Source organism: Fusobacterium varium (genome assembly GCA_021531615.1).
GTDB classification, from domain to species: Bacteria; Fusobacteriota; Fusobacteriia; order Fusobacteriales; family Fusobacteriaceae; genus Fusobacterium_A; species Fusobacterium_A varium_C.
Genome location: JADYUE010000001.1, coordinates 337,807 through 356,080, shown reverse-complemented (window position 1 = coordinate 356,080; position 18,274 = coordinate 337,807). Strand labels below are relative to the sequence as shown.

At 29.6% G+C, this 18,274-nt stretch carries 18 protein-coding genes; 17 read left to right on the top strand and 1 reads right to left on the bottom strand.

Annotated features, from left to right (window positions below; translation table 11 throughout):
* Positions 1-90 precede the first annotated feature (90 nt).
* The 17 genes from I6E31_01755 (at position 91) to I6E31_01675 (ending at position 17,269) form a co-directional block, all read left to right on the top strand.
* Positions 91-1,032, top strand: a complete 942-nt coding sequence (locus I6E31_01755; GenBank protein ID MCF2638691.1) for an RluA family pseudouridine synthase — start codon at positions 91-93, stop codon at positions 1,030-1,032.
* Between the two features lie 16 nt (positions 1,033-1,048).
* Positions 1,049-1,771: a ribonuclease HII gene (locus tag I6E31_01750; GenBank protein ID MCF2638690.1), complete on the top strand. Its 723-nt coding sequence runs from the start codon at positions 1,049-1,051 to the stop codon at positions 1,769-1,771.
* A gap of 14 nt (positions 1,772-1,785) precedes the next feature.
* A complete protein-coding gene (locus I6E31_01745) occupies positions 1,786-2,145 on the top strand; it encodes a YraN family protein (protein MCF2638689.1) in 360 nt (119 codons plus the stop codon).
* On the top strand, positions 2,129-2,332 hold the full coding sequence (locus I6E31_01740) for a hypothetical protein (protein ID MCF2638688.1): 204 nt from the start codon (positions 2,129-2,131) through the stop codon (positions 2,330-2,332). Before I6E31_01745 ends, I6E31_01740 begins: the two co-directional genes overlap by 17 nt.
* The gene (locus tag I6E31_01735; GenBank protein ID MCF2638687.1) at positions 2,307-2,942 is read left to right on the top strand and encodes a ComF family protein; all 636 of its coding nucleotides are present in this window, start codon (positions 2,307-2,309) and stop codon (positions 2,940-2,942) included. Before I6E31_01740 ends, I6E31_01735 begins: the two co-directional genes overlap by 26 nt.
* Positions 2,943-2,960: 18 nt before the next feature.
* Positions 2,961-3,572, top strand: coding sequence for a chemotaxis protein (locus I6E31_01730; protein ID MCF2638686.1), 612 nt, complete (start codon positions 2,961-2,963; stop codon positions 3,570-3,572).
* A gap of 95 nt (positions 3,573-3,667) precedes the next feature.
* Positions 3,668-4,423 carry a triose-phosphate isomerase gene (locus I6E31_01725; GenBank protein MCF2638685.1) on the top strand — a complete coding sequence of 252 codons (756 nt, stop codon included), beginning with the start codon at positions 3,668-3,670 and terminating at the stop codon, positions 4,421-4,423.
* Between the two features lie 18 nt (positions 4,424-4,441).
* Positions 4,442-5,962: a 2,3-bisphosphoglycerate-independent phosphoglycerate mutase gene (locus tag I6E31_01720; GenBank protein MCF2638684.1), complete on the top strand. Its 1,521-nt coding sequence runs from the start codon at positions 4,442-4,444 to the stop codon at positions 5,960-5,962.
* 218 nt (positions 5,963-6,180) lie between these two features.
* Positions 6,181-6,732 carry an NADH peroxidase gene (locus I6E31_01715; GenBank protein MCF2638683.1) on the top strand — a complete coding sequence of 184 codons (552 nt, stop codon included), beginning with the start codon at positions 6,181-6,183 and terminating at the stop codon, positions 6,730-6,732.
* A gap of 159 nt (positions 6,733-6,891) precedes the next feature.
* Entirely contained in the window at positions 6,892-8,832 is a 1,941-nt protein-coding gene (locus tag I6E31_01710) for a hypothetical protein (protein ID MCF2638682.1), read from the top strand.
* Positions 8,833-9,094: 262 nt separating this feature from the next.
* Complete coding sequence (ugpC, locus tag I6E31_01705; GenBank protein ID MCF2638681.1) at positions 9,095-10,225, top strand: sn-glycerol-3-phosphate ABC transporter ATP-binding protein UgpC; 1,131 nt, start codon at positions 9,095-9,097, stop codon at positions 10,223-10,225.
* 13 nt (positions 10,226-10,238) lie between these two features.
* Positions 10,239-11,984, top strand: coding sequence for a beta-galactosidase (locus I6E31_01700; protein ID MCF2638680.1), 1,746 nt, complete (start codon positions 10,239-10,241; stop codon positions 11,982-11,984).
* Positions 11,985-12,025: 41 nt separating this feature from the next.
* Entirely contained in the window at positions 12,026-13,306 is a 1,281-nt protein-coding gene (locus I6E31_01695) for a carbohydrate ABC transporter substrate-binding protein (GenBank protein ID MCF2638679.1), read from the top strand.
* 16 nt (positions 13,307-13,322) lie between these two features.
* Complete coding sequence (locus tag I6E31_01690; protein MCF2638678.1) at positions 13,323-14,216, top strand: sugar ABC transporter permease; 894 nt, start codon at positions 13,323-13,325, stop codon at positions 14,214-14,216.
* A 24-nt stretch (positions 14,217-14,240) separates the two neighbouring features.
* On the top strand, positions 14,241-15,074 hold the full coding sequence (locus tag I6E31_01685; protein MCF2638677.1) for a carbohydrate ABC transporter permease: 834 nt from the start codon (positions 14,241-14,243) through the stop codon (positions 15,072-15,074).
* 67 nt (positions 15,075-15,141) lie between these two features.
* Entirely contained in the window at positions 15,142-16,413 is a 1,272-nt protein-coding gene (locus tag I6E31_01680; GenBank protein MCF2638676.1) for a Gfo/Idh/MocA family oxidoreductase, read from the top strand.
* Between the two features lie 130 nt (positions 16,414-16,543).
* Complete coding sequence (locus I6E31_01675; protein MCF2638675.1) at positions 16,544-17,269, top strand: GntR family transcriptional regulator; 726 nt, start codon at positions 16,544-16,546, stop codon at positions 17,267-17,269.
* Positions 17,270-17,647: 378 nt separating this feature from the next.
* On the opposite strand, the gene I6E31_01670 is transcribed toward I6E31_01675, so the two are convergent.
* Positions 17,648-18,274 (bottom strand): hypothetical protein, encoded by a 627-nt coding sequence (locus I6E31_01670; GenBank protein MCF2638674.1) that lies wholly within the window; start codon positions 18,272-18,274, stop codon positions 17,648-17,650.

The following is an 18,274-nucleotide window of genomic DNA, read 5'->3' as shown; positions in this document are numbered from 1 at the left end:
CTAATTTATAATAATTATTAAAATAAATAGTTGATTATGGAAAAATAACATATACCATGATATAATTTAGAAAAAAGTTATGGAGTATATATGGAGAATATAAAAGAAACAATAACAGTTCAAGCAAATGAAAATGATAAAGGAAAAAGAATAGATAGTTTCCTTAATGAAGTAATAGAAGATGCTACAAGATCATATATCCAAAAGATAATTGATGGGGGATATGTAGAGATCACTGGGAAAAAAACTACTAAAAGTGGAAATAAATTGAAGGGTACAGAAACAATAGTTGTAAATCTTCCAGAAGATGAAACTTTAGATCTGATTCCAGAAGATATACCTCTTGAGATAATTTACGAGGATTCAGATATCGTTATAATAAATAAAGCTCCTAATATGGTTGTACACCCAGCACATGGAAACTATAATGGAACTTTAGTGAATGCTCTACTTTATCATATAAAAGATCTTTCAACTATAAATGGAGTTATAAGACCAGGGATAGTTCATAGATTGGATAAAGATACAAGTGGAGTAATAGTTGTGGCTAAACATGATGAAGCTCATACAACTTTATCAGATATGTTTAAAGAGAAAACTTTAGAAAAAACATATGTGTGTATAGCTAAAGGAATTTTTAAAGATAAAAGTGGAAGAATTGAAACTTTAATAGGTAGAGATCCAAGAGATAGAAAGAAAATGGCAGTTGTAACAGAAAATGGAAAGATTGCTATATCAAATTATGAAATATTAGATGAAAGTAAAAACTACTCTCTTGTAAAAGTTAGAATAGAAACTGGAAGAACTCATCAAATAAGGGTACATATGAAATCTTTAAATCATCCTATTTTAGGAGATGCTACTTATGGAAATAGTACTGATGGAATAGATAGACAGATGTTACATGCTTATAGATTAAAATTTACTCATCCAATAAGTAAAAAAGAGATGGTAGTTACAGCACCAATTCCAGAGGATTTTAAAAGAGCAGCTAAATTTGCTGGTTTAGATATAGAAAAAATAAATTTTTAGAAAGGTTGGAATTAGAATGAAAAAAAACGGGGAAAAGGGAGAGCAAATAGGACTTTTTTCCTTAGAAGATTCTAAAGAGAAAAAAACAAGAAAGAGAAAGAAAAAAGATGAAGTTGTTGAAAATATAGAAGAGCCAAAGATGACTTTACATGAATTTGATCTTTCAAAAGGTGAAATAGTAATAGGAGTAGATGAGGCTGGAAGAGGTCCATTAGCTGGAAATGTAGTTGCAGCAGCAGCAATTTTAAAAAAATACAGTAATGATTTAGATGAGATAAATGACTCTAAAAAATTGACAGAGAAAAAAAGAGAGAAACTTTTTGATGTGATTATGGAAAATTTCTATATTGGAGTTGGAGAGGCTACACCTGAAGAGATAGATGAGATAAATATTTTAAATGCTACTTTTTTAGCTATGAGAAGAGCTTTAGAAAATTTGAAAAAGCAGTGTAGCACAGATCATTTAGTTTTAGTTGATGGAAATTTTAAGATAAGAGAGTATGAGGGAGAGCAAGAGTTTGTAATAAAGGGAGATGCCAAGAGTTTATCTATTGCAGCAGCCTCAATAATTGCCAAAGTTACAAGAGATAGAGAGATGATTGAAGAAGGGAAGAAATATCCAGAGTATAAGTTTGAAAAACATAAGGGATATGGAACAAAGTTACATAAAGAGAAATTATTGGAATTAGGGGTTTTACCAATTCATAGAAAGAGCTTTTTAAATAAGATTATAAAATAAATCAGGTGATTTTAGTGAATAAAAGAGCTAAAGGTGATATTTATGAAGCTAGATCAGTAGAAATTTTAAAAAGAGAAAAGTATGAGATATTACAATGTAATTATAGAAATAGAAACGGTGAAATAGATATAATAGCTAAAAAAGAAGAAGTTATTATTTTTATAGAGGTTAAATATAGGGCAACATTAAAGTTTGGATATGGAAGTGAAGCTGTAGATAGAAAAAAGATTACACGAATATATAAAACAGCGATGCAATATTTAGTTGAAAATAGTTTAGAAGATAGTCAGTGTAGATTTGATTGTATGAGCTACTTAGGGAATGATTTTAAATGGGATAAAAATATTGTATGGGGTGATGAAATTGGATTTTAGATGTGTGAAATGTGGCTGTGACAAATATCAGGTAAAAACAACTATTTTACCAGAAAAAAGTCCAGGGCTTAGACTAGAGCTTGGCACATATTATATTAAAACCTGTTTAAATTGTGGTTATACAGAGATATATTCAGCAAAGATAGTAGATGCAGAGAAAGATGAAGAGCTTAAACCTCAGTATTAGAAACCTATTTTTTTCAACTAAGTGCTCAGTTTGTGGAAAAATAATTGAAGATGATAGATATATATGTTATGATTGCTTAAAACTTTTAAGGAGAAAAGGGGAGTTAAAAAATCGGGAAAACTACTATTATCTTTATTATTATGAAGAGGATATAAGAAAAGTAATAGCTGATTATAAATTAAAAAATAGAAAAGAATTGGTAGTTGAGATTAGTAGTTTGCTAAAAAAGCCTTTGAAATATCTTTTAGATGAAAAGAAAATAGATATTGTTATTCCTGTTCCTATTAGTAAAAAGAGAAGGGAAGAGAGAGGATTTAACCAAGTAGAAGAGATTTTAGAGAGATTAAAAATAAAGTATCAGAGAATAGAAAGGGTAAAGGATACAAAACATATGTATCTTTTATCAAGTAAAGAGAGCAGAGAAAGTAATATAGAAAATGCTTTTGGAAAAATAAAATTGAATATAGATGGGAAAAATATATTATTAGTTGATGATATAGTTACAACAGGGAGTACAATAAGAGAGATTATAAAAGAGCTAAAAAAGATGGGAAAACCTAAGGAGATATATGTTTTTTCCATAGCTATGGCAAAAAGTTTTGGAAAATAAAGAAAATTAGGAGAAAAGATGGAAGTATATGTTGATAATGTAAAAATTGAATTGGGACAAAAAAGCTTTAAGAGCTTAGGGAGAGCAATATCAGTTATAAATAAAAGACTTGATAAGGAAGATAAAATAGCTCATAAAATTTATATAAATGGACATGCTATAAAAGATAATAGTATAGTTGATGTTAAAAATTTAAAGGTTATAGAGGTTATTACTAAAAGTCAAGGGGGAATTATCCTTGAATCAATAGTTGATGCAAGAGGATACATAGATAAATACTTTAGTATGTTTGAAACATTGGGAACAGATGATCAAGGAATACTCACAGAAGAGGAAGAGATTAAGTTAATAGAGATGTTAATCTTTTTAAGATGGTTCTACAATCTACTTTTAATCATACAAGAGAATCATATTTTGGATTTTATTTATTCAGATTTCGATGAATATATTGAAGATTTTAAAGAGCAATTAACAAATGTTGAGAAGGCTTATGACTCAAGAGACATAGTTGAACTATTGGATATTATGGAGTTTGATATGGGAGAATTATTGAGTGAATTTTATGAGAACTTAGAGGAATATTATTCTGATATTGCTGAAGAGGAAAAACGTAAAAGATTGCTCAATTAAGAGTTATTATGTAACCATTGATACATTTGAAAAATAAAGATTACTGTGATAATATTTATACTGAAAGATAAAATAAAAAAATGGAGGTTTTTTCAATGAGAAAAACAATTATAGCTGGAAACTGGAAAATGAATAAAACAAATGCAGAAGCTGTAGAAATGCTTACAGAATTAAAAGGACTAGTAGCAGGAATAGAAAATGTAGGAATAGTAATTGGAGCTCCATTTACAGCTTTATCAGATGCTGTAAAAGCAGTTGAAGGAAGCAATATTGAAATAGCTGCAGAAAACGTATATCCTAAAGAATCAGGAGCATATACTGGAGAAGTATCACCTTTAATGCTTAAATCAATAGGAGTAAAATATGTAATTTTAGGACACTCAGAAAGAAGAGAATACTTCCACGAATCAGATGAATTCATCAATGAAAAAGTAAAAGCTGTTTTAGCAGCAGGAATGTTACCAATTCTTTGTATAGGAGAAAAATTAGAAGATAGAGAATCTGGAAGAACTGCAGAAGTTACTGAAACTCAAATTAGAGGAGGATTAAAAGGACTTACTGCTGAAGAAGCTGCAAAAGTTGTTGTTGCTTATGAACCAGTATGGGCAATTGGAACTGGAAAAACTGCAACTCCAGAAATGGCTCAAGAAACTCACAGACAAGTAAGAGATGTACTTGTATCAATGTTTGGTGAAGCTGTTGCAGAAGAAATGACAATTCAATATGGTGGATCAATGAAACCTGAAAATGCTGTTGAACTTCTTGCACAAAAAGATATAGATGGTGGACTTATTGGAGGAGCATCTCTAAAAGCTGCATCATTTGCTGAAATTGTTAAAGCTGGAAAATAATAGAAATAGGAGAAATAAATGAAAAAGAAACCTTTAATGTTAATGATATTAGATGGATGGGGAATCAATAAAAACCCTGAGCAAAAAAATGCAATAACTGCTGCAAACCCAGAAAATTTCTATAGATTACAAAAAGAGTATCCACACTCAGAATTAGAAGCATCTGGAGAAGCAGTTGGACTACCTGATGGACAAATGGGGAACTCAGAAGTTGGACACTTAAATATAGGTTCAGGAAGAGTAATCTATCAACCATTAGTTGAAATTTCAAAAGATATAAGAGAGGGAACTTTCTTTGAAAACCCTGTATTAAAAGAAGCTTTTGAATATGCTCAAAAAGAGGGAAAACCTGTTCACTTTGGAGGACTTCTTTCAACAGGAGGAGTTCACTCACATATAGATCATCTTTTTGGATTATTAATGATGGCTAAAAAATATGGAGTAAAAGCATATATTCACGCATTCTTAGATGGAAGAGATACTCCACCAGAATCAGCTCTTGACTTCATAAAAACTGTAGAAGCTAAAGCTGCTGAAATTGGAGCTGGAGAAATAGCTACACTTTCAGGAAGATATTATGCAATGGATAGAGATAAAAACTGGGATAGAGTTCAAAAAGCTTATGACGCTATGGTATATGGAAAAGGAAATACAGCAGCATCAGCAGTTGAAGCAATAGAAAAATCTTATGCTGAAAAAGTAACTGATGAATTTGTAATTCCTACTGTTGTTAAAGCTGAAGGAACTATTAAAAAAGGTGATGTATTCATTAACTTTAACTTTAGACCAGATAGAGCTAGAGAAATAACTAGAGCTCTTAACGATAAAGAATTTACAGGATTTGAAAGAGAATACTTAGGATTAAAATACTATTGTATGCGTCAATATGATGCTACAATTGATGCTCCAGTAGTTTATGGAGAGAAAGATATTAATAACACATTTGGTGAAGTTATTTCTAGAGCAGGATTAAAACAACTTAGAACTGCTGAAACAGAAAAATATGCTCACGTTACTTTCTTCTTTAATGGAGGAAAAGAAGCTCAATATGAGGGAGAAGACAGAAAACTTGTAGCATCTCCAAAAGTAGCTACTTATGATCTTCAACCTGAAATGTCAGCTTGTGGAGTTACTGAAGGGCTAATGGAAGCTTTAAATTCAGATACTTATGATGTTATCATCATCAACTATGCTAACCCAGATATGGTTGGACATACAGGAGTATTTGATGCAGCTGTTTCTGCTGTTAAGAAAATAGATCTATGCTTAGGAAAAGTAGCTGAAAAAGTATTAGAATTAGATGGAACACTATTAGTTACAGCAGACCATGGAAATGTTGAACTAATGGAAGATCCAGTTACTAAGATACCATTTACAGCTCATACAACAAATAAAGTTCCATTTATTATGATCTCTAATAAATATAAAAACTATAAATTAGAAGATGGAAAATTATCTGATATCGCTCCTACTATGTTAGAAATATTAGGATTAGATAAACCAGAAGATATGAATGGACACTCATTATTAGTAAAATAATTTTGGATAGAAGAGAGTTAAAGAGATTTAGCTCTCTTTTTTTTAACTATATTAAAAAGAAAAGTTTACTATATATAAAATATAATATTTTTAGAAAAGAATAAATAAAAAAAGTGTTGACATAATTAGGAATATATAGTATATTATTATTGTAATAAAAATGTAATGATTATAAATTAGAAAAAGGAAATAAAATAGAAATTAAGGAGGAAATGATTATGGCTAAATGGAGATGTAAAGTTTGTGGAGAAATTATAACTGACCCTGCAGTAGAGGTATGTCCAGTTTGTAAAGCAGGAAAAGATAAATGGGAAGAAGTAGTAGAAGGAGCAGAAAGAGTTTGGGCTACTGAACATAAAGTTGGAGAAGGACTAGCTTGTGGAGATGAAGAAATCATCGCTGGATTAAGAGCTAACTTTGAAGGAGAATGTACAGAAGTTGGAATGTACCTTGCAATGTCAAGAGTAGCTGACAGAGAAGGATATCCTGAAATTGCTGAAGCTTACAAAAGAATAGCTTTCGAAGAAGCTGAACATGCAGCTAAATTTGCTGAATTACTAGGAGAATGTGTATCTGATTCTTCTGAAAAGAACTTAACAATGAGAGTAGAAGCTGAATATGGAGCAACTGCTGGAAAATTTGATATCGCTAAGAGAGCTAAAATGTTAGGATTCGACGCTATTCACGATACAGTTCATGAAATGGCTAAAGACGAAGCTAGACATGGAAGAGCTTTCGCTGGATTACTAAACAGATACTTTGGAAAATAATTAAAACATAACTTAGTTATTTAGAGGCTATAAGAGATTATAGCCTCTTTTTTTATGTATATTCAATTTTCTATCTAAAAAGATTAGCTGAATATTGAAGATTGTTTTATTATAAAAATAGTGATAAAAATATAGAAAAGAAAATAGGGCGGTGACAAAATGATAGAGTATCAAAAAATGATAGAAAAGAGAATAGAGTTTTTAACAGGAAATGGGGAAGGTAGTTTAGAGATAATTGAATTTTATAATAAAGAGATGGAACAAATAATAGAAGAGATCTCTAACTTAGATTATGAAGAGACAAAAGATAATATAGTAAAAATAAAAGTCTTATATGCAAAATTACTTTTGCTATGTAAAGGATATTATATTAAAGGAACGAAATATTATAATGATGAATCTGTTGTAAAATTTATTGAAAAAAAGATAGAAAAGTTTAGAGAATATTTTTATAATCTAAATAGTATAGAACACACAAACTGGTGGCAATGGGAGATTGGAATCCCTTTTACAATGAATGATATTTTTATGTTGATGAAAGGGAAAATTAAAGATGAAATAATAGTTGAAAATCTAAAAACTAGCAGATATTTTCAACCTGATCCAAGATATTCTGGGAATAATCCAGTAGCTATTCATCCAAGTGGAAAACCATTGAGATTATCAACTGGGGGAAATAGGGTAGATACAGTTAAGATCTCTCTATTTAGAGGTATTCTATTAGAAGATGAAGTTGAGATAAAATTAGCCTTAGAATCACTGCCAGAAGTTTGGGAATATAATGAGAAAGATAGAGGAGAGGGATTCTATAGAGATGGATCTTTTATTCAACATGAGGCAATTCCATATGCTGGAGGATATGGAGAAGTACTGTTATCAGGAATAGGAGAGATCTTATATGTTATAAGTGATAGTGAATATACTTCAGTTGTAAAAAAAGTTAATGATCTTTATGAGATAATTTTAAATTCTTTTGAACCATTTTTCTATAATGGAAGTTTTACAGATATGTTATCTGGAAGAGGAATAGATAGGGCAAATAATATTGATTCAGTTATAGGGCATCGAATATTAAATGATATTTTAGTTGTATCTTCAATTTTTGAAGATGATAAATGCAAAAAGTTAGAAGATATTGTTTTAAGAGAGATTGTAAAATATGGAGCAAAAAAATATTTAGAAGAGGAAAAATCACCATTTCTATATAAAAAATTAACAGATATTTTAGAGAAATACAGAGGACAAGAGATAGAAAAGTATAGCAATAGTATAAAAGTTTGTAATAAGATGGCTAGAGTGATGAAAAGAGAGGAAAAATATGCTTTTGGAATAGCAATGCACTCATCAACTATTGGAAACTATGAGGCTATGAATGGAGAGAACTTAAAAGGGTGGTATACTGGAGATGGAGCATATTATCTTTATGATGGAGTAAATGATTATAAAGATTATTGGAGAGACGTAGATTATTACTATATTCCAGGAACAACAGAGATTAAAATGGATATGGAAGGGGTAGATGCTCAAAGAAACTTTGAATCCTCTTTTGTAAAAGATAAAATTGCATATGGAATATCTCAAGGTGAAAATGGATTAGTTGCAATGGAGTTTCTCAACTGGAATGAGAGATTAAAAAGTAGAAAAACTTGGGGTTTAATAGATTCTAAAATAATCTTTATAGAAACAGATATAGAGAGTGAAGAGAAAGTATATACAACAATATTTAATAGAAAATATAATAATCTACCTAAAATTTTAGTTGATGGACAGGAGATTAAAGAGAAATATTTTAATAAGAAATTATCTCAAATTCAAATAGGAGAACTAAATATAAAATTCTATTTAGAAGAGAATATTTCTTTCGAAGTAGAAGAAAAAGATGGATATTTTATTAAGATTTGGAAAGAGTATGATAATGATGATAAGAAAATTATTTGGGGATTATCATATAATAGTGAAATAGATTTTAAAAAGGATATGTATATAAACTTAGAAAATAATATCCATGAGATAAAAACAAAAGAAAAAATTTATAAAGTTAATTGGAATTTTAGAGAAAATGGAAAAGAGTTTTGTGAGATACTAGATATTGAAAAATAAAACAGCAGAATAAGATTATAAAAATAGTCTTTTTAAATTAAAAAGACTATTTTTTAATTTAAACTGTAAATTGTGGAAAATGGGATAGCCAAAACAGAAGATTTACAATTAAATTTTGTTATGTAATAATTGAGAAAAATAACAAATGTATAAAAATAAGATAAATAGAAAATTAAGTGAACAAGATAGCTAATAATAAAAGTTATTATATATCAGATTAAAACGTACTAGATGAATTAAAAGTATTTTATGGAGGGAAAAAATGGCGAAAGTAGTGTTAAAAAAAGTGGAAAAGCAGTATCCTAATGGATTCAAAGCTGTACATGGAATTGATTTGGAAATTAAAGATGGGGAATTTATGGTTTTTGTAGGACCTTCTGGTTGTGCTAAGTCTACTACTCTTAGAATGGTAGCTGGACTTGAAGAGATTACAGGAGGAGAAATTTGGATAGGAGATAAATTAGTTAATGATCTTCCACCGAAGGATAGAGGAATTGCAATGGTTTTCCAAAACTATGCTCTATACCCTCATATGACAGTTTATGATAATATGGCATTTGGATTAAAAATGGCTAAAACTCCAAAAGATGAAATAGATAGAAGAGTTAGAGAGGCAGCAGAAAAACTTGAGATAACTCAATTATTAGATAGAAAACCAAAAGAGATGTCTGGAGGACAAAGACAAAGGGTAGCAGTAGGAAGAGCAATAGTAAGAAAACCAGATGTATTCCTATTTGATGAACCTCTATCAAACCTAGATGCGAAATTAAGAGTATCAATGAGAGTTAAGATAACTCAACTACATAAACAACTAAAAGCTGAAGGACAAACAGCAACAATGATCTATGTAACACATGACCAAGTAGAAGCAATGACAATGGGAGATAGAATTTGTGTATTAAACTATGGAAAGATAATGCAAGTTGATACACCATTAAATTTATACCATAAACCAGCAAATAAATTTGTAGCAGGATTTATAGGATCTCCAGCGATGAACTTTGTTGATGGTGTAATTGAAGAAAATGAAGATGGAATAATCTTTATATTTGGAAATAGTAAACATGTTGTACTTCCAAAAGAGATGGGAGAAAAGGTAAAAAGCCATATAGGTAAAAAAGTTATTTTAGGAATAAGACCTGAAAATATTGGAAATAAAGTTACTCACCCAGAAGGAGAAAAGATAAACTTCTTAAAAGGTCAAGTAAGTGTAGTAGAACACATGGGAAATGAGGAATTTCTATACTTTACAATAGATGGTTGTCAGTTTACATCAAGAATAGAAGCAAGAAAAACTGAAAATGTAAAATATGGAGAAGAGGGAGAATTTTACTTCAATATAAAAAGAGCTCATATATTTGATGCTGAAACAGAAGAAAATATTACTTTATAATTAGGAGGTCAAAGTGAAACTTGTTGGAAATAATATAACAATAGATGGAGAAAAAACTCTTTTAATATCAGGAGCTATGCACTACTTTAGAACTTTACCAGAACAATGGGAAGATAGACTTGAGAAGATAGCAGCAGCAGGATTTAACTGTGTAGAAACTTATGTACCTTGGAATCTTCATGAGCCACAAGAGGGGGTATATAATTTCTCTGGAATGTTAGATTTAGGAAGATTTTTAAAATTAGCAGAGGAAAAAGGATTGTATATTATTTTAAGACCATCTCCATATATCTGTGCAGAATGGGAATTTGGAGGACTTCCAGCTTGGTTATTAAAATATACAAATATAAGATTGAGAACAATGGATCCAACTTATATTGAAAAAGTAGACAGATATTATGATAATCTTGTTCCAGTATTTGCTCCATATTTAAGATCAAATGGTGGAAATATTATAGCAGTTCAAATAGAAAATGAGTATGGAAGCTATGGAAATGATAGTAAATATCTTGCACACTTAGAAGAAGCTTTAAGAAGTAGAGGAGTAAAAGAGCAACTATTTACTTCAGATGGACCAACACATTGGATGCTATCTGGAGGAACTTTGCCAAATGTTTGGAAAACAATAAACTTTGGTTCAAGAACAGAAGAATCTTTTAAAATGTTAGAAAATTATCAAACAAATATGCCAAAAATGGTTATGGAGTTTTGGATAGGTTGGTTTGATCATTGGGAACATGAACATATAACAAGAAAAGCTGATGATATTAGAGAAGAGCTTATATATATGTTAGAAAATGACATATCAGTAAACTTCTATATGTTCCATGGAGGAACTAACTTTGGATTTATGAATGGAGCAAACTACCATGATGAACAAAGATGTACAGTAACAAGTTATGACTATGATGCTCTTTTAACTGAAGCAGGAGACTTAACAGAAAAGTATCATTTAGTAAAAGATATTTTAAAGAAATATGAGCATAAAATTAAAAAACATAAAAATCACAAGTATTTTTCAGTAAAAGAATCTAAAAAGATGAATTATGGAGATGTTGAATTTACTGAATATGGAACATTTAAAGAAAATTTAGATCTTATATCAAAACATTATACATCACCATACCCTTTAACAATGGAAGAATTAGATCAAGATTATGGATTTATTCTATATAAAACAACAATAAAAGGAAAATTAGAAGCTCTAAAATTAAATTTACAAGAGGTTAGAGATAGAGCTTTAATATATCTAAATGGAGAGTATCAAGGGGTAATTGATAGAAATAATAAGCAAGAGATACTATTAAGTGCAGATGGACCAGAGTCAACTTTAGAAATTTTAGTAGAAAATATGGCAAGAATAAACTATGGACCACTATTAAAAGATCCTAAAGGAATAACTGAAGGGGTAAGAATAGGAAATCAATTCCTATTTAACTGGGATATATACACAATTCCATTAAAAGATATAGAGAATATAAAATATGGAAATGGTAATAAAGAAGAGTATCCAACTTTCTATAGAGGAAGCTTTGAAGTAAAAGAAGTAGGAGATACTTATTTAGATTTTGAAGGTTGGGAAAAAGGTGTTGTATTTATAAATGGATTTAATCTAGGTAGATATTGGAAAGCAGGACCACAAAAAAGATTATATCTTCCAGCACCACTATTAAAAGAGGGAACAAATGAGATAGTAGTATTTGAACTACATAAAGATAATAAAAAAATGACTCTAAAAGAGGAAGCAAAACTTAGTTAATAAAAATATGAAATTAAAATATAAATATGAGGGAGGACAAGATGAAAAGTTATTTAAAAGCTTTAGGAATAGGAACAATGCTATTAATGGTAGGTTGTGGACAAGGTGGAGAAGCAACTGAGGCTAAGAAAGATGAAAAAGTAGAGTTAAGTTTTGTAACATATACTGGTACTGGTGAAGAGTATATGATGGAACTAAACAGCATAGCAGAAGCATATAGCAAAGTAAAACCTAATGTTACTATTAAAATGGAGAAAGTACAAGCTACTGAATATGACAATACAATGAAAATTAGAAACTCAGCACAAAAATTACCTGATATTTTCCCTGTTAGAGTAGTAACAATGGAAAACTATAAAAATATTTTAACTCCTTTAAATGATTTACCAGCTACAAAAGTTAATAAATTTGCAAAAGATTATGCAATAGATGGAAATATCTATGGACTTCCTATGTATGGATTTAATGAATTCGTATATTATAGAAAAAGTATATTTAAAGAAGCTGGAGTTGAAGTTCCTACAACTTGGGGTGAATTTGTAGATATCTCAACTAAGATAAAAGCTACTGAAAAATATATTCCTGTTGCTTTAGGAGGAAAGGATTCTTGGGTTGTTTATCCGTTCAATGAATTTATGCCATTCTTAGTATCAGGAGGAAATGATATTTGGACTAAAATGGGTGTAGATGATGCTCCATTCTCTAAAGGAAAACCATTCTATACAGCTTATGAGATGTTAAATAATTACTATAAAACAAAACCATTTGGAGACGATCCATTAGGATATGGATGGGATCAAGAAAAAAGTATGTTTGTATCTAAAAAAGCAGCTATGTTAGCAGCAGGACAATGGTTCTATTTAGATCTACAAAAAGATTTATCAAAAGAAGAGTTAGATGATATTGGAGTATTTGTACTACCTGCACGTGAAACAAAAGAAGATCCATTTAGATATTTAGTAACAGCAGAAGTATTCCTATCAATTCCTAAATATAGTAAAAATGCTGCTGAGGCAAAAGAGTTCTTAAACTGGCTATTCCAAAGCGACTACTATAAAGAGTATGTAAAATATATGAAAGTACTTCCATCAGTTGAAGGAGTAGAAGGGGATAATACTATATTTAATGAAACAATAGCAAATATTTCTAATCCTGAAGTTGTATTACAAAAAGGTGGAGATGCAAAATATAGAGAAGTTGCTAACTTCCTTTCATTTGATGTAAAAAGAATGGGACAAGAGATGTTACAAGGTGTTGACTTTGAAAAATATATGGATGATCTAAACAATAGATGGAAAGAAGCTAGAGAAAATACTAAATAATTTGGAGAGTATAACTATGAAAGATAAAATACAAAAAAGAATACTGTTAACTTGTTTCTTAGCAATTCCAACTCTATTATTATTAGTATTTGTAATTTATCCAACTGTAAAGCTTATAACTATAAGCTTTACAGATTGGGATGGAATTAATCCTACTTGGAATTTTGTAGGACTAAAAAATTACAATCAAGTTTTTCAAAGACGTGACATATGGCAAAGTTTAAAAAATAACAATCTGTATTTTATAATTCACCTATTTTTTATCCCTATTGAGATGTATTTAGCTATGTTATTAGATAGATACATAAGAAAAAGTGAATTTTTTAAAACAATTGTATTTATGCCTTATATAATAAATGGAGTTGCAATAGCTTATATGTTCTCATTTTTATATAGTTCAGAAGATGGAGTATTAAATGGACTTCTTGCACTATTGCAAATGGGAAAAGTTAGATGGCTTAGTGATCCAGAAATTGTAAACTATTCATTGGTAATAGTATCGTTGTGGAGATTTACAGGAATTCATATTATATTGTTTTTAGCTGGATTACAGTCAATAAATAAAGATATGTTAGAGGCAGCATTGATTGATGGAGCATCAGTTTTCCAACAATTTATAAAGATTATTATACCTAATATGAAGTCAATTTTAAGTATTATCCTTTTCTTAAATGTAAGAGGAGCTTTAATGGTATTTGATATTCCATTTGTTATGACAAGTGGAGGACCAGGAACAAGCAGTACTACTTTTGCACTTCATACTGTAAAAACAGCCTTTGAATTTAGTAACTTTGGTTTGGCATCAGCAATGGCGATAGTTCTTATAATAGCGATTATAATTATTTCTATGATTCAAAATCTTGTTTTGGAACCTGAAAAAATCAAGAAGATATTTAAGAAAAAAGCATAATTTTAGGTTAGTTTAGGAGGAAAAATGGAAAACAAAACAAAAAATTATATATTTAATATTTTTAATCATGGAATATTTATAATAGTAACTTTAATAGTTTTATTACCGCTATTATTAGTTGTGTTATCATCATTTAAAACTCCAGAGCAGATAGCTATGGGAAATCACCTTTCTCTACCAGCACCATTTACTTTAGAAAACTATACTGAGGTTTTTGTTAAGGGAAATATATTAACAGGTTTAAAGAACTCTGTTTTACTTGTAATAGGAACAGTTATAGTAAATGTACTTTTAAGTAGTATGGTGGCTTATTCATTAAGTAGATTTGAATTTACTCTGAAAAAAGTATATTTCTTACTATTTAGTTTAGCAATGCTAGTTCCAAGTTTTATAGCAGAGATAACTAGATTTGGAATAATTGGAAAGATAGGATTATATGATACACTCTTTGCACCGATGATAATATATATATCAACAGATATTTTGCAAATCTATGTATATAAACAATTTATTGACCAAATTCCATATTCATTGGATGAAAGTGCAAGGATAGATGGATGTTCATATTTTACAATCTATTGGAAGATAATATTCCCATTGATTTTACCAGCAACGGCAACACTTATAATACTGAAATCAGTAGATATACTAAATGATATGTATACACCTTATCTATATATGCCAAGTGCAGAAAATGCAACTTTAACAACTATGTTGATGAACTATGTAGGACGTAGTGGTTCATGGGCTAAATTATCAGCAGCAATTGTACTTGTTATGTTACCTACAATAATTATGTATCTAATTTTCAAGAAGAAGATTTTATCTGGTATAGTAGCTGGAGCAGTAAAAGAGTAGAATTACTTTAAAATAAATGATTTTTAATATCAAGGAGGCGAATTGCTCAAAAAAGAGCAAGAAATTTATGATAAAAGTTGGAGTTATTGGAGCAGGAAATAGAGGAAAAGATGTTTATGCAAAATATATTTTAAATTATACAGATGAGGCAAAAGTTATAGCAATAGCTGAACCAAATCCATTAAAAAGAAAAGAGATGATGGAAGATCATAAATTAGATCCAGAGTTTGTTTTTGAAAGTTGGGAAGAGTTTTTAGCAAAGGATAAGTTTTGTGATGCTGTAATTATAGCTACTGGTGATGATATGCACTTTGAGCCAATAAAAATAGCTATGGAAAAAGGATATGATATTTTACTTGAAAAGCCTATGTCAAATAAAGTTGATGAGTGTATAAATATAGTGAAAATGGCAGAAAAATATGGTGTAAAAGTAATGGTATGCCATGTATTGAGATATACTCCATTCTTTAGCAAATTGAAAGAGTTAATTGAAAGTGGAATTATAGGGGAAGTTGTTGATATTCAACACAATGAAAATATAGGAAACTACCACTTTGCTCATAGCTTTGTGAGAGGAAACTGGAGAAATTCAGATGAAACAAGTCCATTGATTTTACAAAAAAGTTGCCATGATTTAGATATTTTATCTTGGTTACTAGGTGGAAGTTCTTGCAAAAGAATAGCATCTTTTGGACAATTAAGACATTTTAAAAGAGAAAATGCACCTGAAGGATCAGCAGAAAGATGTTTAGATTGTAAATACCTAGATAGCTGTATCTACTCACCTAAAAAAATCTACTATAATAATTTAGGAGCATGGCCTACACTTGTAGCAACTGAAATTCAAACTAAAGAGGCATTGGAAGAATCATTGAGAACAAATAAATATGGAAGATGTGTTTATAAGTGTGATAACAATGTTGTAGATAATATGGTTTCTATAATAGAGTTTGATAATGGAGTAAATGTAACATTTAACCTATGTGCCTTTACAGATGAAGTATGCAGAACTATTAAGATCATGGGAACTAAAGGAGAAATTAGAGGAAATGATTTAAAAAATCATATAGAAGTATATGAATTTGGAAAAGGTGAAGGACGTTTTGCAAATGGAAAGAAAACAGAGATAATTCCAGATGTACTTTTAGGAGGACATGGTGGAGGAGATACTGGACTTATGCAAGACTTTATAAAACTATGTCAAGGAAAACTAGAGGATACAAGAACAAATCCAAAGGTATCTTTAGAGAGTCACATTATGGCTTTTGCAGCTGAAGAATCAAGAGTAACTGGAAAAGTTGTAAATATGGATGAGTTTGTAGGAAGATTTAATAAATAATAGAGATTAGCACCCAAAATTTTAGTTAAAGTTTTGGGTGCTTTTATCTAAAGTAAAGAGTTTATTTTCTTGTAAATTTATAGGAGTAGTGATATAATTTTAGTATTGTATAAATATTTATATGGAGGAAATGGGAATGTTTCAGTCGAAAAGTCCACTTTATTATCAATTAGCAGAAATAATTATCAATGATATAAAAGAAAAGAATTTACAAGAAAATGATAGAATTTTAACTGAGAGAGAGTATTGTGAAAAATATAATTTAAGTAGATCAACTGTAAGACAAGCTATTGCATATTTAGAGAAAAAGGGGTATATATATAAAGTTCAAGGTTGTGGAACTTTTGTATCTTCAAGAGTGATGAAACAAAAACTTCTTAAATTTTATAGTTTTACAGAAGAGGCAAAAAAACAGGGAAAAACTCCAAGTTCAAAAGTCTTATCATTTAAAGAGAAAAAAGCTGATGAAAAAATATGTAAAGAGTTAAATATAAATAAAGATGATAAAGTATATGAATTGCAACGTCTTAGATTAGCTGATGATGAAGTAGTTATGTATGAAAAAACATACCTATTAGAAAAGAAGATGCAAGGACTTTCGAAGAATATTTTATTAGAAAATCCTCTATATGATATACTTCAAAATAGATATAATATAAGTTTTACAAAGGCAACTGAAAGATTTTCTGTACTTTTAGCAGATGAGAATATTGCAGAAATTTTAACTATACCACAAGGAAGTCCGATTATAAGATTACAGAGATGGACATATGCTGGAATGGAGATAATAGAGTATACAGTAAGTTTGGTACGTGGAGATAGATTTGAATTTGAGGTAGAACTTGAAGAGAAATAACGATAATAAAGGAGCTGTTGCAAATTGATAATTTTGCTCAGCTTCTTTTTATTTTTACAAAGTAATCATTCAGCTATCAATTAAAAAGTAATTTTCCCTAACATCAAGTTGGTGTAATTTGGAAGTGAATACTAGAATCCCTTAGCGAAATGCAGTTAAGAAAATGCAACGTGTTTGAGGCGAAGCCGAGTTTTGCATTTTTAACGGAATAAGCCTAGGGATTCTTTATTCACTGACATGGAAGCAACTTGATGTTAAAAAGAAATAGAGATAATTAAAATTGACTAATAATCGCAAAATGCAAAGGAACTTTGCTCTAAATCTAACGATATTAATGAACTAAATAGATACTTAAAAAAATGCAACAGCTTCTTTTGTTTAATAGTTTAAATATACAAATCCACCACCAAGAGAGGTAGAGTTTAACCATAATTCTAGATTAACTTTCTTTATAATATTTTCATCAAAAATATAGGCGTATAGAATATTATTATCAATATCATACTCAATGGAGAAGAGGATAACCCAATGCCAACGATCTAGATTTTCTTCAGCTCCACTACAAAGATTTAAAAAAGCAATAGGTTTATCATTTTCAAGTCCAGTTTTTAAGAAATTTACAAGAGTAGAGAAATTTGGACGGCTATTTTTATCTTCAGGAATATCTAAAATATTAAAAGTTACACCTAAACTATTTTTCTCAATATATTTTTTTAATTTTTCACAAAATATAGAAGTTGTAGGGATACCTCTATGTTCAGGAGTTACAAAATTCCACATCTCATTCATAAGAGCTAAGATATTAGATTTTAGAGGTGGAATTATAATTGAATGTTTATAGTTATAATAATAGATAAGCATAGATGCTGTAGTAGGACCACAACCAGCAAGTCTTTGTCTTTCTCCATGATACCATTCTTGATTAGCAGAGAAATATATCTCTTCACTATTATCATCTTTTATTTTAAATATTTCATCATCTATTAAAGTTATTTTTTGTAACAT

Coding starts and splice junctions, on each gene's coding strand:
- I6E31_01755 (MCF2638691.1), top strand. CDS start 91: ATGGAGAATATAAAAGAAACAATAACAGTTCAAGCAAATGAAAATGAT.
- I6E31_01750 (MCF2638690.1), top strand. CDS start 1,049: ATGAAAAAAAACGGGGAAAAGGGAGAGCAAATAGGACTTTTTTCCTTA.
- I6E31_01740 (MCF2638688.1), top strand. CDS start 2,129: ATGAAATTGGATTTTAGATGTGTGAAATGTGGCTGTGACAAATATCAG.
- I6E31_01735 (MCF2638687.1), top strand. CDS start 2,307: ATGAAGAGCTTAAACCTCAGTATTAGAAACCTATTTTTTTCAACTAAG.
- I6E31_01730 (MCF2638686.1), top strand. CDS start 2,961: ATGGAAGTATATGTTGATAATGTAAAAATTGAATTGGGACAAAAAAGC.
- I6E31_01725 (MCF2638685.1), top strand. CDS start 3,668: ATGAGAAAAACAATTATAGCTGGAAACTGGAAAATGAATAAAACAAAT.
- I6E31_01720 (MCF2638684.1), top strand. CDS start 4,442: ATGAAAAAGAAACCTTTAATGTTAATGATATTAGATGGATGGGGAATC.
- I6E31_01715 (MCF2638683.1), top strand. CDS start 6,181: ATGGCTAAATGGAGATGTAAAGTTTGTGGAGAAATTATAACTGACCCT.
- I6E31_01710 (MCF2638682.1), top strand. CDS start 6,892: ATGATAGAGTATCAAAAAATGATAGAAAAGAGAATAGAGTTTTTAACA.
- ugpC (MCF2638681.1), top strand. CDS start 9,095: ATGGCGAAAGTAGTGTTAAAAAAAGTGGAAAAGCAGTATCCTAATGGA.
- I6E31_01695 (MCF2638679.1), top strand. CDS start 12,026: ATGAAAAGTTATTTAAAAGCTTTAGGAATAGGAACAATGCTATTAATG.
- I6E31_01690 (MCF2638678.1), top strand. CDS start 13,323: ATGAAAGATAAAATACAAAAAAGAATACTGTTAACTTGTTTCTTAGCA.
- I6E31_01685 (MCF2638677.1), top strand. CDS start 14,241: ATGGAAAACAAAACAAAAAATTATATATTTAATATTTTTAATCATGGA.
- I6E31_01680 (MCF2638676.1), top strand. CDS start 15,142: ATGATAAAAGTTGGAGTTATTGGAGCAGGAAATAGAGGAAAAGATGTT.
- I6E31_01675 (MCF2638675.1), top strand. CDS start 16,544: ATGGGAATGTTTCAGTCGAAAAGTCCACTTTATTATCAATTAGCAGAA.
- I6E31_01670 (MCF2638674.1), bottom strand. CDS start 18,274: ATGTTACAAAAAATAACTTTAATAGATGATGAAATATTTAAAATAAAA.